13 protein-coding genes are annotated in these 17879 nt (G+C 35.9%); 11 read left to right on the top strand and 2 right to left on the bottom strand.

Annotated elements, in window-relative coordinates; genetic code table 11:
- Positions 1-42 precede the first annotated feature (42 nt).
- Entirely contained in the window at positions 43-2364 is a 2322-nt protein-coding gene (locus AsAng_RS28260) for a TonB-dependent receptor (protein WP_264790510.1), read from the bottom strand.
- 217 nt (positions 2365-2581) lie between these two features.
- Here AsAng_RS28260 and AsAng_RS28265 point away from each other — a divergent pair, with 217 nt between their 5' ends.
- From AsAng_RS28265 to AsAng_RS28310, 10 genes are all read left to right on the top strand, one after another.
- A complete protein-coding gene (locus AsAng_RS28265; protein WP_407655353.1) occupies positions 2582-3145 on the top strand; it encodes an NUDIX hydrolase in 564 nt (187 codons plus the stop codon).
- An 84-nt stretch (positions 3146-3229) separates the two neighbouring features.
- A complete protein-coding gene (locus tag AsAng_RS28270; protein ID WP_264790512.1) occupies positions 3230-4387 on the top strand; it encodes an aminotransferase class V-fold PLP-dependent enzyme in 1158 nt (385 codons plus the stop codon).
- 4 nt (positions 4388-4391) lie between these two features.
- Positions 4392-4823: a hypothetical protein gene (locus AsAng_RS28275; RefSeq protein WP_264790513.1), complete on the top strand. Its 432-nt coding sequence runs from the start codon at positions 4392-4394 to the stop codon at positions 4821-4823.
- Positions 4824-4944: 121 nt separating this feature from the next.
- The gene (locus tag AsAng_RS28280; RefSeq protein WP_264790514.1) at positions 4945-5178 is read left to right on the top strand and encodes a thioredoxin family protein; all 234 of its coding nucleotides are present in this window, start codon (positions 4945-4947) and stop codon (positions 5176-5178) included.
- A gap of 78 nt (positions 5179-5256) precedes the next feature.
- Positions 5257-6258, top strand: a complete 1002-nt coding sequence (locus tag AsAng_RS28285; protein ID WP_264790515.1) for a T9SS type A sorting domain-containing protein — start codon at positions 5257-5259, stop codon at positions 6256-6258.
- A gap of 233 nt (positions 6259-6491) precedes the next feature.
- Entirely contained in the window at positions 6492-7094 is a 603-nt protein-coding gene (locus tag AsAng_RS28290; RefSeq protein ID WP_264790516.1) for a MarR family winged helix-turn-helix transcriptional regulator, read from the top strand.
- A gap of 62 nt (positions 7095-7156) precedes the next feature.
- The gene (locus AsAng_RS28295; protein WP_264790517.1) at positions 7157-7999 is read left to right on the top strand and encodes a hypothetical protein; all 843 of its coding nucleotides are present in this window, start codon (positions 7157-7159) and stop codon (positions 7997-7999) included.
- 202 nt (positions 8000-8201) lie between these two features.
- Positions 8202-9569 (top strand): NADP-specific glutamate dehydrogenase, encoded by a 1368-nt coding sequence (gdhA, locus tag AsAng_RS28300; protein ID WP_264790518.1) that lies wholly within the window; start codon positions 8202-8204, stop codon positions 9567-9569.
- 509 nt (positions 9570-10078) lie between these two features.
- Positions 10079-10387 (top strand): hypothetical protein, encoded by a 309-nt coding sequence (locus AsAng_RS28305; RefSeq protein ID WP_264790519.1) that lies wholly within the window; start codon positions 10079-10081, stop codon positions 10385-10387.
- A 273-nt stretch (positions 10388-10660) separates the two neighbouring features.
- The gene (locus tag AsAng_RS28310; RefSeq protein WP_264790520.1) at positions 10661-11335 is read left to right on the top strand and encodes a CPBP family intramembrane glutamic endopeptidase; all 675 of its coding nucleotides are present in this window, start codon (positions 10661-10663) and stop codon (positions 11333-11335) included.
- A 64-nt stretch (positions 11336-11399) separates the two neighbouring features.
- On the opposite strand, the gene proC is transcribed toward AsAng_RS28310, so the two are convergent.
- On the bottom strand, positions 11400-12191 hold the full coding sequence (proC, locus tag AsAng_RS28315) for a pyrroline-5-carboxylate reductase (RefSeq protein WP_264790521.1): 792 nt from the start codon (positions 12189-12191) through the stop codon (positions 11400-11402).
- 708 nt (positions 12192-12899) lie between these two features.
- Between proC and AsAng_RS28320 the strand changes: the two genes are divergently transcribed.
- Entirely contained in the window at positions 12900-17792 is a 4893-nt protein-coding gene (locus AsAng_RS28320) for a T9SS type A sorting domain-containing protein (protein ID WP_264790522.1), read from the top strand.
- Positions 17793-17879: the final 87 nt, after the last annotated feature.

The raw sequence follows: 17879 nt of genomic DNA on the forward strand, positions 1-17879 counted from the left end.
GCCTAAAATACTTAAAATATGTGATTTATACAATGAAGATGTTTAAAAAACTCTTTTCTTAGGCTTCCACTTCCAACGCAAGCCTAAATAAAATTCTCGACCATGAATAGGAGAATAAGCATAAGCGGTATCAAAATATTCGCTAAAGCCAACATTGGAATTGGGGTCATTGTACCCAACCAAAGGAGAGATTTTTTGACGATAATCAAATAGGTTTTGTACTCCTAGATAAATGCTTAAGTTCAATTTAGGGAACTCCTTAGTCACTTGAAGGTTGTGAATAGAAAAAGGTTTGGAACTTGTTGGTCTTGCAGTGCCAATTGGATTACCATTGGCATCTAGGTCGAATACTTCTGGAAGTTGCATTGTTCCTGTTAATTTACCCGTATAAGCAATGTTTAATTTCCAAGCTTTTACCGTATAATTAATGACTAAAGAACCACTATAAAGCGGAGCATATTCTAGTGCTGTTGTTGTTTTATTTCCTTGCTCGTCTATATCCGTTTGATCTGCCCATTGCATGTTATACGACAAACTAATGGCTAATGGAAAGCTAAATTGCTGGCTGTAATTGGCACTAAAGCCCCTTGTTTGAGCATAACCATTTAGGTTTTTATAGACAATTTTGTTGGGAATGCTATAGTCGGGGAAAATAGCATTGGTAAAGTAGGTATAAAAGCCATCTATATTGATTGTTCCTTGGCTGGGCCCCATTGTAAATACATAATTAAAATTTAGAGAACCATTGTAGGAACTTTCAGGATTCAACGTTTCGGTAATCTCTACTTGGCGGTTGCCTGTAATAAAGGCATGATCTTCTGTAAATAGATTGACAATACGGAAACCTGTCCCAAAATTTAGTCGAAAGGTCGTCCAGATATTAGGTTGGTATTTGACATTAAAACGTGGAGCAGGGATCAAACTGTGATTCTTAAAATAATCCAAGCGACAACCATATAATAAAGACACCTTTTGGGAAATATCCCAAGCATCCTGCACAAAAACACCAGGAATAAATTGATGGTTTGGCGCATTGCCAGTTACGCTATCTACCGTAGCAATGGTGTTGTCGTCGTAATATTGATAACGAAGGGTTAGTCCTGCGGTAATCCCATGTCCTTTGATGTATTTGTTCCAGTTAAAATTGGTATAGCCAACATATTGATTGGCCGTGTAGTAGGCATCGCCATAATAACTATCTTGGTAATGCCCAGAAAAGGAATAATCCAGCTTAAAATATTCGGTTGTAGGCAAATCATAAGTTCCTAAAAACTCCCATCTTTGCGTAAAGATACTTTCTCCATAAATGGCATTATCTCCTCTCAAATTAAAATAATTTCTACCTTTGACATATTCTTCTACACCATTTCTGCGATCTTCATAATAATAACGGGCAAAGAGTGAAAATCGACGATTTTTGGGGCGTTTCATATTTAACTTGGCAAAGACAGAGACCCGATCAACGTTGATTAAGTCCCCAAAACCATCGCCATTATCATCGTGGTTGGTGCCAACATAAGCATGACTAAGCCCTATCATACCATTAAATTTTCCTAAGCTACCTGCAATAGAAAGATTGTTGAAGGATTCTAAATGAGAAGTACCCATAACGTCCAATGAAATAAGGGGTTCTTGTCCTGGATCTTTTGTGATTACATTGATTGCGCCAGCAACTGCCTCTGAGCCAAAAACAGTCGAACTGGGACCCTTGTTGATTTCTATACGTTCAATCATTGTCGTAGGCAACCCATTTAGGGCATAAATAGAAGCTAGATTCCCATACATAGGGGTTCCATCAATTAAGACGGCGGTATATTGCCCAGGCAGACCATTAATACTAATTGTATTGGTAAAACAAACACCACAAGCTACTTCTTCTTGAACACCGCTAACTAAGGAGACGGCTTCGATTAGATTGGTTGGAGCAGTAATTTTTTCTAAGGCACTAGGGTCTACAACATATTTGGTGGTAACAGTCGGTGCAATTTTAGTAGGATTAAAAATATTGGCTCCCTTGTGGGTAATCACTACTTCTTCGAGCGTGCCAGAGGTGGGCGTAAGGCGAATTAACCCCAAATCAAGTAGATTTTCATTTAACTCAATGGGAGTACTATAAGTGGCAAAGCCAATATAAGAGGTTTGCAAAATATAATTTCCTTGAGGAACGTTGGATAGTTCAAAGGACCCATCCAAATCTGTAGTTGCTCCTAAGTTGGTCACTATACTGTCTTGCATCAAAATAATATTGGCGGCGACAACAGCTTCTTCATCTGAATTAACAATTCTACCTTTTAGGATGCCATTTTGAGCTTCTAGCCCTGAGGCTATCAATAAAAATAAAAGGAGTTGTAGACTAATTTTCATTACGGTTAATAATATTCAAGTAAGCCTAATAAAATTATTAGTAGTACAAAGTTATATTAAAAAGGTTGTATTTAAAAATTTTTTTAGACTAGTCTAAAAAAATAAACATAGTCGTTAAAAAAATAAATAATACTGGCTTAAAATTGACGCTGGATCAGAGCATATTGTTTATTATTCTTATATTCATTAATTCAGATCATTAATGAACCAATATATTATGAATTTTTGTAGCAATTGTGGGCATGCACCACTAACCTATAAACAGCCAGTAGGAGATTATCAGCAGCGTTATGTCTGTGATAACTGTGGGGTAATCCATTATCAAAACCCTAAAATTATTTGTGGCTGTTTAGCTTTTTATGAAGGAAAAATACTGTTGGGCAAACGAGACATAGAACCCCGCAAAGGCAAATGGAATTTACCCGCAGGTTTTATGGAAAATAACGAGACCGTTAAAGAAGGAGCAGCAAGAGAGGTTTGGGAAGAGGTTCAGGCAAGGGTCAAAATTAAACAATTGCACACGATTTATAATCTTATGCATGTCAACCAAGTCTATTTTTTATTTGTTGCAGAGTTAGTAGAACCTGTTTTTGCTGCGGGAGATGAAACTTCAGATGTTCGTTTGTTTGATTTAGATGAAATTCCTTGGGAAGAACTAGCTTTTCATTCCAATGCTTTTGCACTCAAGCAATACATCAAAAACCCCAATTATCAGGGGGTTCATCATGGGGATAACCGTTCTTATATGGGGGATTTTGTACCTAACATTACTCCGCTATAAACCCGAACCTAGCTATGCTGGCTCATAAGCAAAGCGCACTAACTAATCAGCGGAGTATTAACTTAAAGAATAAAGCTAAAAACTATGAATTGCCAAAAACACCTTTTTAATCTAAAACCAGATGCCCATTACCTAAACTGTGCTTCTAAGTCTCCCTTATTAAAATCCGCAGAGGAGGCTTCTATCAAGGCACTAATTAGGGGGAGAAATCCAATGGACATTGCACCAGTAGATTTTTTTAGTGAAGTTGAGAATGTCCGAATTGCTTTTGGGCGTATTATTAATTGTGCGGCTTCATCTGTAGCCCTAATTCCAGCTAGTTCTTATGGGTTTAGCTCTGTCTTGAATAATGTAATTGCCAAAAAAGGAGGCAATGCTATTATTATGAAAGAGGAATTTCCCAGCGGTTATTTTGCCTTAAAGCGTTGGTGTGAAACCAATAGCAATGCGCTAACAGTTGTAGAACCCGATTGGAACTTGACTTTTTTGGGGGAGGATTGGAACACAAAGATATTAGAAGCAATTAATGAAAACACTTCTGTTGTTTTGCTTTCTGCCATTCATTGGATGACAGGTTTGAAGTTTGATTTGAAGGCAATTGGCGAAAGATGTGCTTTGGTGGGGGCTGTATTTATAGTAGACGGCAGCCAATCTGTTGGCGCCTTGCCTATGAATGTTGAGGAATATCAGATTGATGCATTGGTTTGTGCAGGATACAAGTGGCTGTTTGGATCTTATTCGTTGAGTTTGCTTTATATGGGGGACAAATTTAAAAATGGAGACCCAATTGAAGAATCGTGGATGAATAGAACCAATGCAAAAACTTTTAGTAATTTGACACAATATGAGTCAGAATACGAGCCAGATGCAGGGCGTTACAATGTTGGGCAAACAAGTAATTTTATTTTAATGCCAATTCTCAAAGAGGGGCTGCAACAGATCAATCAATGGGGACCATCTAATATTCAGAATTATTGTCAACAGTTGATACAACCCTTAATGCAGTACTTGGAAGGACTTAATGGTTTTAGTGAGCCTGCGGCTTATTTTTCGAATCATCTCTTTGCCTTGCGATTGCCAAAACAAATCAATCTGGAATTATTGCAGCAGAATTTAGCAAAAAATAAGGTCTTTATTTCGGTCAGAGATCAATACTTTAGAGTATCTGTCAATGTATTTAATACAGAACAAGATATTCATCAATTAATAAAAACAATAGATCAAACCATAAAAAATAACTAAAACGATGCGCCTAAAATACCATTTCAAATCTTATTATAAAATCTTGTCAATGGTTGGTCTAGCAATCTTGACGATTGCAACGGTCTTGAATGTTTTAGTTGCTAGTCCTATTGCGATTGTATTATTGGGTACAACAATCATTTTCTTTTTTCAATACAAGTGGAGGAGTAGCCCTTATATAGAAATCGAGGGCACTCAAGCAGTTGTTCGATTTACTTGGGTCAAAAATAAGGCGCAACAGATCAATTTAGAGCAAGTTGTAAAGGTAGAAACGCCTAAGAATAAGCGTATTTTGCTGCATTTAGATACAGGAAGAAAAGTTGCCATTCTAGTCAATCAATTGACAGAAGAAGACAAAGCTAGAGCATTAAAGGATATACCTGCAATTGTAGAGGGGAATTTTTCTAGTGATTTAGCCCATCATTTGGTAGAGTAGGAGTAGCTAAAAAGGATAAAATGGACTTTTTTAAGATAAAATTATTCGAATTATTAAAATAGTTAGGAATCCTTACTATATTTGTGTTAGCAATCTTGCTAAACATAAAAAAACATTAAAAATGGCAAAGTCAATTTTTTATCATGCTGGATGTCCAGTATGTGTAAGTGCAGAACATGAAATCATTAGCTTAATTGGTGAATCTAATTTAGAGATTGTTCATTTAGGAACGAACAAAACAGAGATAGCAGCAGCAGAAAAAGCAGGTGTTGAATCAGTCCCAGCTTTGGTTACTCCAAATGGGAGCGTTTTGCATATCAATTTTGGTGCATCAATAGGAGAGGTGAAGGGATAAACAAACAAGGGAGTTCTAGCTATTTTTTTGCCCTATATAGTTAGGACTCCTAATTTAAAAATGAAAATCTAAATAAAAATGAAAAAACAAGTAGCAATTTTATTCATTATACTATTTATTCAACTTGTAGTTAAGGCGCAAGATTTCTCAATTACAGATGTTTATGTTAAAAAGAATAACGAATTGAATCAATTAATTTTCACAATAGAAGTAGCAGGTTTGGCAGGGGATTCAACTCCAACCCCTATAGGGAGTTTGGATGGAGCCCCCGTATTAGGTTATGTATTTCCAACAACATTAGATGCTCTTGATGTAGGGTTTGATTCTACTTCAGGAATTGTTGCTTTAGCATTAACCTCTCATCCTGATTTTGATGATACTCCTCTTTGGGATGAAAACTTGGATGGTGACTATGCAAATGATGGGGTTGAATGGCATGCCCATTGGGTTTTATTGGTGAGCGATACTACGGTATCGGGTGGTTTGGCTGTTAAAGCTACCTCAGGAACAACTATACTGCCTCCTACTAACCCAGGAATGCCAATGTATATGGATAGCCCTGGATTCTCAGTAATAACAAAGGGGAATAAAATATCTTGTACGGTTCCTCTGTCTAGAATTAACAATAAGGTTGCATTTAATTATGACGGAGTTACAGCTCTAATGTATGTTAATACTTCCAGTACTATTTTGCCTATGTTAGGTGTTTATACTATATTTTCAGTTGCTTCTGGAAATTTATCACTGCCTTATTCTGTGGGAAATCATAGTTGTGATACTTTGTTTATAGATGTTTCTGGTGCTACAGGCTTAGGCTTAATCTCCCCAGAGAGGATAAGCATATATCCAAACCCAGCCTCTACGAATGTCCAACTGGAGATGAGCGCAGGTTTTAATTTAGGTAGCTATGCTATTCAGATTAGCAATATGAATGGCAGTATCGTTTACCAAACCACGATTGCTCAACCAACGCTATCTATTCCTGTTTCAAATATCGGTTCAAGTGGTGTTTATACTATAAATATCATAGACTCAGTAAGTGGAGATTTAAAAGGAACAAAAAAACTAATCTTAAATTAAATAACGATGAGTGAGTACGTATAATTGATGTCACGTACTTACTCATTCTATGATTGTGTAATCAAAGAAATACTGAAAGTCAAGATTGAGTCTATTTCATCCTATTACCAAAAAGTTAGAGGAGTGCGAGTTTCAAATTGAAAAGCTAATTTTTTTTTTGTATAATTAGGATTACTAACTTTGGAACAAAGAAGCATAAATACCTTCAAAAAAATGCAAAATGGAATGAAATAATGGATAAGACGGTCTTTAATTTAACAGTTCAGAACCAAGATTTACCAAGCAAGATTGTTGCGGGATTAGAGCGAATTTCAGAGGCTTATAGAGTCTTGTTATGGGAACATGCAAAAAAAATAGGCTTAAGCCCTATTCAGATTCAACTGCTAATTTTTGTAAAATATCATAAAGACAACCTTTGCAATGTCAGCACTTTGGCAAATGAATTTAATATGACGAAGGCAACCATTAGTGATGCTGTCAAAGCTTTGTCTAGAAAGGAATTAATTGACAAAATAAAATCTACAATAGACAAGAGAGCTTATTCAATTGTTCTGACAGCAAAAGGGGAGCAGCTTGTTGCATCAGTAGAATGTTTTGCCAACCCCATTAAAGACATTGTCAATCAGTTTTCACCTAAAGAACAAGCTTCCTGTTTTGAAGTGCTCAACAAGCTTATTCATCAACTCAATAGCTCAAATATTCTTACCATACAGAGGAACTGTTTTTCTTGCAAATTTTATAAAAAAATAGAAGAAGAACATTTTTGTAAGTTATTAAATAAACAATTAAAAAGCAATCAAGTTCGGTTGGATTGCCCAGAACATGAAGATCGGTAAGTATAGAAAGGAAATTTACTGGTACTTTTTTTGCATTTTTATAGTCGAACAAAACGCTAAAAATGAGAATTGTATTTTTTATCCTTATCAGCATTCACAGTATTATCCTAACGGCTCAAGTTGATTATACCTTTAATAGTTTGTATCGAACGTTTGAAGAAGGGCAATCTTTTTATATTCTTAAAGACGGTTCAACGATTCATGCGGCTCCTTTTGTGACGGCAACAAAATTGGCAAGTCTAAGGAGTGGTACGCCTATTCGAGTAGAAGAACGAATGGATGAGTTATTTAAGATAAATGGTTTTCGTACCAATTGGTATCGTATCATTTTTGATAACAATGGACTTTGGGCAGAAGGTTATATTTGGGGAGGAGATATTGCGGTAGGGGCGTTTTATGCTAAGGAAAACCCAGATGTTTTGTTTTTGTATGGAATCGATGAGATTCGTTTGGTCAATCGAGGCGATTACACCGAAGAAAGCCTTCAGTTGTGTCTTTATGCTTGCCGAAATGGACGAGTACAAGATGTACTACGCTTTGAAGCAATGGGAACATTATATACTAAAACCCAAGGTAGAGCGTATGGCAATAGAGGTGTTGAAATGATTCAGGATGTTCTAGAAATTGCTTTTAGCGATGGTTATTGTGGTGGCGTGGCAGCAACCGTTACCGTTTTTTGGGATGGACAACAATTGCATTATATCAATTTGTTGAGCAATGGCTTTAGTAGTGAAACCTTTTCCAATCGATTTTATATCTACCCAGCCGAGCATAAAAAGCAGGGACAAATTATTATCCTCAAAGAGGAGGCAGGATCTTTTGAGTTGAATAAAAAGGTCGTTTATACACATCAGCTTGAAAAACAATTTATTTGGGAAGGAAAGCGATTAAAAGCGTTGGATTAGGTGCTAGGGGATTAATGCAATGTAATTAATGGAGGCAGAACGTTAATGGAAGTACTAAATTTTGTTTGAATACTTATCTAATTGGTCTCGCAAAATTTAATTTTACAAATAATTGATAGTATAAACCAATAATCTTATCTACATTTGAACTCGAAAATAGGGCATATCCCAATTATTTCATTAATTAATTTTAGAGTTCTCTATGGAAACACCAGTAATGGTAAATAAATACCAAAAGGAGATTGATGCTTTTATTGATAGTGTAAAGGCTAAAAATGAACATGAAACAGAATTTTTGCAAGCCGTAACGGAAGTTGCAGAGACTGTTATCCCATTTGTTATCGAAAATCCTAAGTATGCGGATGCTAAAATTCTGCAACGTATGGTAGAACCTGAACGTGTATTGATGTTCAGAGTGCCTTGGTTGGATGATGCAGGAAATGTTCAAGTAAATAGAGGTTACCGAGTAGAGTTTAATTCTGCCATTGGTCCGTACAAAGGTGGTTTGCGTTTTCACCCTTCTGTGAATTTGTCAATCCTTAAGTTTTTGGGCTTTGAGCAGGTGTTCAAAAATTCTTTGACAACGCTACCTATGGGGGGCGGAAAAGGAGGTTCTGATTTTGATCCTAAAGGGAAGTCAGATAACGAAGTAATGAAGTTTTGCCAATCTTTTATGACAGAATTACAACGTCATATTGGAGCAAATACAGATGTCCCTGCTGGGGATATTGGTGTTGGTGGCAGAGAAATTGGTTATATGTTTGGGCAATACAAACGATTGAGAAATGAATTTACTGGTGTATTGACTGGTAAAGGAACCAATTGGGGAGGGTCGTTGATTCGTCCTGAAGCAACGGGTTACGGAACGGTTTATTTTGCACAAGAAATGTTGGCTACTAAGAACGATTCTTTTGAAGGCAAAACCGTAGCTATTTCTGGTTCTGGTAACGTAGCACAATATGCTTGCGAAAAAGCAACAGAGTTTGGTGCTAAGGTGGTTACCTTGAGTGATTCTAAAGGTTATATTTATGACCAAGATGGAATCGATGCAGACAAACTAGCATGGATCATGGATTTGAAAAACAATCGCCGTGGACGTATCAAAGAGTATGTAGAGGCTTATCCTAATGCAACTTACCATGAAGGAAAACGCCCTTGGGCTGAAAAAGTAGCGATTGCCTTGCCTTGTGCTACTCAAAACGAGTTGAATGAGGCTGAAGCTAAACTATTGGTAGAAAACGGTTGTATTTGTGTGGCAGAAGGAGCCAATATGCCTTCTACAGCAGAAGCTGTTGAGGTGTTTTTGGAGGCAAAAATTTTGTATGCTCCAGGTAAGGCTTCAAATGCTGGTGGCGTAGCTACTTCTGGTTTGGAAATGTCTCAAAATTCTTTGCGTATGTCTTGGTCTCGTGAGGAAGTAGATCAAAGATTGCACAATATTATGAAATCTATTCATGAGCAATGTGTGGCTTATGGAACAGAAGGAGATACTGTGAATTATGTAAAAGGAGCAAATATTGCAGGGTTTGTAAAGGTAGCAGATGCTATGTTAGATCAAGGACTGGTCTAGGCAATCCCTAAAATAATAATTGAGTAGCTGGTAGAAAGTGAGCACTAAGTTTACTTTTTCTAACGAACTACTTTGTTAAGTCTCAACTTCCTTTGAGGGGAGGTTGAGGCTTTTTTTATGCTATTTGAGCCTTATCAAATTAAAAAATAAGTCTATATTTTTACCTTTGTACTTTGATTTACGTATTAATAAGTGAATATTTGGATAGAACGAATATCAGTGCTTTTTACGTTTTCAATCAAGTAAGTAATGGGGCAAAATTATTTATAGAATTTGCAGTAAAAGATTTTTGATATTAACAAGGCGAAAAACACAGTCATAGCCTTAGCTATGGCGAGTATTTTCAACACAGTTAAGATTAAAAAGATTGCTCGAATAAACTATCAATAATTTAGATTCATTACTTAAGTAGAATTGATTATACGTTAAATTTCCAATCATTAGTTTAAAAACAGGTCTGAGGCATGGAACTGTTAAAGAACAAAAAAATTACATTTAATAAAAAAAGAATGAGAACACTAGCTTTAATTTTATTCATGGGTATATCTATCGTATTTAACAGCTGTGATGATGCTTCTAATGCATTGCCACAGGGGCAGATTTTGGCAAAAGATGTAACGGCTTGCCCTTGCTGTGGTGGTTATTTGATTGCTATTAATAAGTTTACCTATCGATTTTTTGAAGCAGATTTACCTGCTGGAACAACCTTGCTGGATGGAGCCGTTTTGCCAATGGATGTTGAGTTGAAATATGAAGTTCAAAACGACATTTGCAATGGTATTGACCGAATTGCTATTCAACAAATTACTAAGAAATAAGAAAGCAATACAAAAAGTAATTATTCGTATAAGGCCTTTGACTTGCTTTTTCAGAAAAATGGTATGTTGAACCAACAATGAGGACAAAAGATTTTTATTTTAAGTCCAGATAAAGGAGATACGATTGCTACTTTATAAGTAGACAGTTGGTTTTGTTGCCTAATTATAGGGAAAAAGGAATGTATTCGGCAATCGTTTTACATTTTGTATAGCCATTGGTTTTGATCTTTTTCCCTATACACAGATTTATTTGGAAGAAAAGAAAACACCACCATGACCCTAAAAAATAGATTCGTATTCCCATTATTGGTATATCTAATTATGTATGCCTTTACTGTTCCTCTTGTTCTTACTTTAAAGCCTTACATAACTCCAGATCAATTTTCTATTGTTCATAAAAGTTTGGTAATTACGGCTTTTTTATTTTTGATTTCAAGATATATCAAAAACAAAGAACAATTTTTTCAGTTTTCGAAGCCTAATCGCTCTACAATTTTGTTGTTTTCTATTTTGGGGATGCTCTTTGCCACTAATAATTATTTTCTCTCTAATTATTCCATCAATTATAGTTATCTAGATCTAGAGAATACCATTTTAGGTTGGTTTATATTGGCAATTACCATTTCTTCTACGGCTGAAGAATTATTGTATAGAGGTTTTATACAATCGTATACCAATCAAGGGTCACCAGTAGATGGTAGATTATTAAGTCAAGGAAATTTATATGCAACCTTTTTTTTCTTTATGGCACATGTTGGGTTCTATACTATTATGGACCCTATTTTTGCGACAACAAGCTTACTGTTGGTTGTTGTATTTTCTTTATCTGTAGGATATATTAGAGATAAAACAAGTAGTTTATTCTGGCCTATTTTGATACATATTACTTGCAATTATATTCATATCGCATTTCATTGGAAGCATTTTCTTAATGGAGGTGTTGTTTAAAAACTAAAAACTAGCATTAGTTGTACTGTTTTTAGTTCTTAAACAGCGTCTATTTATCATGCAATTACTTTTCAATCTTTTGATAGGAATTTAAAATTCCTTTAATCAAAGAAGAACTAAAACCACGATGTTCCATCTCATTTAGTCCTGATATGGTACACCCCTTAGGCGTAGTAACTTTATCGATTTCTTCTTCTGGATGTTTGCCCCCTTTGAGCAATAATTCTGCCGCCCCTTTTACGGTTTGCTCCGCTATTGTACTAGCGGTTATTGCATCAAATCCAATTTCAATTCCTCCTTGCATCATTGCACGAATAAAGCGGAACACATAAGCAATTCCACAAGCTCCCAAAACGGTAGCTGCTTCCATGAGTTCTTCATTAATAGTAACCGCAATACCCAATAAATTGAATAACTCGCTAATCTGTGTTTTTTGTGTTGTATTAGCGTGCTTGGAGCAGATGCAAGTGATAGACTCCTGAATTTCAATAGCAGTATTGGGCATAGCACGAAAAATAGGCAGTTCAAAACCCACCATCTGGGTAATTTCTGAAGTTGTGATTCCTGTTGCTACCGAAACTAAGATATGTTTTTTGGGGTCTAAGTCCTGTCGAATTTCGGCAATGATATCTTTTACTTTATAAGGTTTGACGGCAATAATGATAATTTGCGCTTCTTGTACGGCAAAATTATTGTCTTTGCCGACTTGAATACCTTCTGTTTTGAGATGCGCTAAACGCTCAATCTTGTTGCGAGTAACAAAAATATTAGCAGCTTGATACTGTTTACTTTTATATAAACCTTGGGCAATGGCGCTACCTAAATTTCCGCCTCCTAAAATGGCAATTGTATTCATATTAATTGGAATAATGTGAAAAGAATAAAGGGTTTTCCTATAAAAAATACAACCGCTAAAAATCAGTGTTTTAATTATTCACTTTTGGAAGTTGTTTAAAAATGATCTTAACACCTGCGATCCAACCATAGCAGCCATCGGATCGGCAGCTATTTTTAGCCCCGTAGCTGCTTCGCAGTTCACAACACACAAAGTCTATTAGACTTTGTGTTAGTTCATAGCTGCGAAACAAAAAACGAGCTTTCGAGCTGGCTTAATGTTAGTACATTAATGGATTAAGCTAATAACTACTAGCTTTGATCTCGAACTCTTATCATGAACATCGTGAATAAAATCAACAACATTCTTAAACAACTTCTTGGCGTTAATTTGAAAATTTACCGATTTAATAATACTTGATAATCAGAAAACAATTTTGTGTAAACATTTTTATAGGAAAGCCCTAGAAAAGAATATTAAACCCCCAAAATAATGCATCTCTTTCTATTATAGTCTTTTAGCCAACAAAAAATGATATTTTCTTTTTTTTAGAAAATTCCTAAATATGGAAAAAATGCCAATTACTGTTTTTGGGAAGAGTTTTAGGTTGAATTTATGTAGTTGATTTTTAGTAAGTTATGGGTATTTTGTTTTTTGGAATATTAGTGGATAGTTTATTAATCGTATCACTTCGAGCTATGCTTTTATATAAATTATTAATTTTTTTGTATGAAAAATGTAATAACAACCGTATTCTTTTTAATTCATCTGTGTCAAATTCAGGCCTTAGATTTTTATTGGAAAGGAGGAGATGGGGATTTTAATGATCCTCAGATGTGGACAATTGGATCAATAGGAGGCGCAACAGCAACGCAAGCCCCAATCTCTATTGACAATGTTTATTTTGTTGCGAGTGTAATGAATGCAGGCACATCATCCATTACATTTAATTCAAATGCTAATTGCCATGATTTTTGGATAGATCCAGCAATTAATAATAGTTCTGGGCTTATTTTTAGTAGTACAACTAATCGAACATTGGATATTTATGGCTCAATGGAATTGGCGAGAGATGTAGAATTTGATTTTTCAGGGATATTGAGGTTTCGATCTATTTTAAATGGATCAGAAATTATCCGTACTGCTGGTAATAAGTTTAAGCTTTCCCAAGTTGAATTTGATGGGGGAGCCAATACAGAATGGGTTTTGCAGGATTCTTTTTGGGTAGATGATGCTCAGCAGGATGTAGATAATTGGGATTGGAATATTCCGACAGGTACTATTGTCTTGTATAATGGAACCTTAAATAGCAACAAGCAAACGATTATAACGGATTTCTTTTATTCAAAAAACAGTTCTCTTAATCGAGGTATTTTATTTGATAGCTCACAAATATATTTGGCAGGATATAATGGAGGAAACTCCAAAGCTTGGTGGGTTGATTTTAATGCAACCTTAGGCAATTTTAAATTTTTTTCTGTACAGGGAGCTCATATTCATTTTATACAAACAATAGCCGAAAAACAATACGGTTTTTTTGGCGAAGGGATGCAATATGATAGTATCACAGGGTATTCTAGGCTTAGTATAGGAGGCTATGTATCTTGTAATTATTTGAGAACAAATGCTTCTACTTATTTTGTGGATGCCCAAGTTAGTGTTAATAACTTGTATTTAGCCCCTGCTGATGAGCATTTTTTTAACAGTAACAACTTGGTTAATAATGATTTTTTGGAAATAGATTCCTTTCATTCTCCAACCAACTGTTCTGACTTTATAACCTTAAGAGGTTTTGCTAAATCAGTGGGGCTGATTCGTAAAAAAACAGCTGGGCAATTAGATTTGAGTCAGGTTATTCTACAAGATATGGATTGTGATGTATCAGGAGGACGCTCGTATTTAGTTACCAATGGAATTAATGGAGGAGGAAATAGCCCCCACTGGATTTTTCAAGCAACTAGCTCAAACAAAATGAAATTTGTAGATAGTGGCAACCAGTTATGGAGCGATCCCAATAATTGGCAATTTTGGGATGGAGCGACTTGGGTAACCAACACCTTGAATTGTATTCCAACTCCTTTTATGGATATTTATGTAGATTCTAGTAGTTTTCCTTTTGCGAATAAATGGATAAAGGTAGATATTGTCGCCAACTGTAGAAGCTTTATCTGGGAACAAACAGTGGTCAGTGGAGCAACAATGCATCTAAATAAAAAAATACATATTTTTGGCTCGGCGCAATTTCGTGCTAACATGGGTGCTCCTATCGCAGATGAGGCAATTTATTTTCATGGAAAGGGAGATACCTTAAGAACCTTAGGCTTCAACTGTCCCAAATTAATTTTTTGGAAACACTCCGATTATCGAATTATAGATCATCTAACAGCTAAAGAGGTACATGGTTGGGTCTATTCTACGATTCGTGGCAGCAATATAACAATTAACACCAATGTGCTCTCTTTGGGGAATCGTATTTTAGATAGTGTTATGATCAACCTAACAGGAACCTTCTATGACTTTGGAGCTACGGTGGTAGATTATAGAGGAAATACGACCATTAATTTTACGGAACTAGCAGGAGCCGTTGCTGTTCGAACACAAAAAGAATATGCTTATAGCAATTCTGTTTATTTGCCCAATGTCTATAGTTATGGTGTGAAGTTAGAATTCTACGGCGTGGAGACCTTCCTGATGGGAAATCTGGAGATGTTGGGAGATGGAGAATTTGGTGTAAATAATATGCATATTACTGGATCTATGCTTAATTATAGAGGGAAAATGATTTTGCATGCAGGAAATACTTATGAAATAAAGCGATTGACAATTGCAGATTCGCTTATTGCTAGGGGAACTTGCAATGATATTATTACGATTCGAGCGTACCAAAATAGCAATTGCAACCTTCAAATGGGAGCAGCTGAAGTAGAGTCTTGCTTTATTCAAAGCGTTAATAATACAGGAGTGGCTGTTGCAACAAATGCTTGCATTGATGGTGGAAATAATAATGGGTGGATTTTTAATGCTGGAATAGGAGTGGTCTATTATTGGCGAGCCTCTGCGCTTAATTCAACGGACTATGAAGGGGATTGGAGTGATCCGAACCATTGGACAACGGATCCTAATAGCCTTACGGGGTCGTTGGGGGGCTGTATGCCAACATTAGCAGACGATGTTGTTTTTGATAGTTTGTCTTTTTCATCGACCAGTAACGGTTGCAATATTGACAACACGGCATTTTGTAAGAGCCTTTTTTGCTATGCTGATATTAGAATAACAGGCGATGAACTTTATGTTGGAGGAAATTTTATGCTGCATCATAATATGACAAATTATAACCAAAGGGGAAATATCTATTTTGTTGGAGGGGGCATCAACACCATAAACTTAAACCATACTCAACTGGCCAATTGTGGGGTAGTTTTTAATAACAGTAATGGAGAATGGATTTTGGATGGTGATTTTTATTTGCACGATTCTGTTTATCGATGTTATACTGGATTTGTTTTGGATGCAGGGACTTTTCGTGCCAATGGTCATAATATAACCATTCGTTCTAGGTTTAGAGCAGACCGAACCACTAAGCATAGAGTTTTAGACATTAGAAACTCTACGGTTACGGTCTTGTGCAACGATCGTTATAATAGCTACTATGGGTATACTTGGGATATTTCAACATCTACTGGAATGCAAATACTATCCGAAAATAGTACGCTTAATTTTAAGAACAATACCTCTACCTATGTTTTTACAAAATACTTTTATATGGGAGATGGTTTGGTTTACGATCAAGTAAATTTTTTGGATAATGATGATGAAATGAGGGTCTATAACAATGCCATTTATGATTATGCTTATTTTGATGGAACCGCCAAATTGTATGGCAATAATACATTTGATAGCCTAGGGCTAAAAGGAGGGCATCATTTGTACCTCAAAAATGGAAAAACTCAGACCTTAGCAGCAGAGCATGGAAAAATTATAGCGTATGGGAATGCTTCAGAATTTGTCTATATAGAATCAATGGTAGCAGGGAGAGATGCCTATATTCACAAAGAGTATGGCAATGCTTTTTGTCTAGATTATGTTAAGATTAAGGATATTAAAGGAACCAAGGGACTCGCAGATCCTATTATTCCATCTCGGCATCTGGCATTGTTTTTTGAAACAGGGACAAATAGTGACAACATCAATAATACAGCAACAGGAATTTGGGCGTTTTCTTTGCCGCCAGCAGTAACCGTTGCAACCAATCATGATACCTTATTTCATTTTTGCAATGGAGGAAGCCCTGTAACGGTTCCAGTTTCATTTACAGGTACGTATCCATATAGCTTGATTTTGAATTGGTATGACGATGTCGGAAATACTGGGATAGATACCGTATTTTTCTTGGATGATGATAATGATGTCACAACTGCTTGCACACATTACCTAGATTTTTATCCCGTTGCCAATAGTTATTATACTTTAGATGCAGGGGGAATGCGTTGCGGAGTACGGAATTTTAATGCGCCTCGTTCTTTTTTTTCGATTAAGCACGATCAAGGAATTTTGGTTAATGAACCAAGCACAGGGGGATGTAATTTGACCAATCAGGAACATTTTACGCACTTTTTTGATAACCAAACGAAGCGCCCGATTGCTTCTGTACAGGATAAAATGAATAGTTTAGATACAATAGCCTTAGGGCTGGTGCAAGCTGAAGTGCATTTTGATTCTGTTCCGAATTATTGGAATGGTATACCTTATTTGATGCGCCACTGGAGTTTTTCGGCTGCTCATGCTGGAGGCGGAAAGATTCGGTTGTATTTTTCACAGGCTGAATTAGTGGCACTTTCTATGGGGTATCTGGGGAGCCCAGGATTATTGTCTCAGTACGATTTGACTTTATTGCGTTTTGAGGATACTATCGGTAGAGGAATACCCGATACAATCCCATTTAACGTCGTTAATTTATTAGGGACATCAACGGCACCATTTAGTTCATTAAGTGCTGTGTTAGCGATAGAGTTTGAAAGCAATTTTTTAGGATCTTTTATCTTAAATGTTAACCCTAGTACAATGACTTTTCCACTGGATTTAGTTAGTTTTGAAGCCGAAAAAGAAGGGCATGACAAAGCAAGAATAAAATGGAGAACGACTCAAGAAATCAATATCAAAGAATTTGTTGTGGAACGATCAGTAAATGGGATTGATTATGAGGAAGTTGCTGTCGTTGAAGCGCAGAAAAAATTGTCGATTAATAATTATCAGGTCATTGATGCTTTTCCGTTGATTCCCAATAGTTATTATCGTCTAAAAATTATTGAAATGGATGAATCATTTACTTATTCGCCGATTCGACACCTGTCTTTTGAAAAAGCAAAAGTAGCTATAAAACTACAGCCTAACCCTGCTACAGACGAGACTAATTTGATGATAGACGCTAGCACAGATGATGATTTTGAAATCAAGGTCTACAATATGACTTCACAACAAATTTTGAATAAAAGAATTGCAGGAAAAGTTGGTTTGCATCGAATTTCCTTGATAACAAAAGGATGGGCAAATGGCATTTATCTTGTTATGATTGCAGGAAAGGATGGTTCTGATTCTACCCATAAATTAGTGATTCAAAATTAAAATATTTGCTTGATAACTCAATGTACTTAAATTCAATTTTTTGCCCTGCCCTGAAAGATGGATTATAATCGTTCACAATTATTTTTT

The sequence above is a fragment of the Aureispira anguillae genome, assembly GCF_026000115.1.
GTDB lineage: Bacteria > Bacteroidota > Bacteroidia > Chitinophagales > Saprospiraceae > Aureispira > Aureispira anguillae.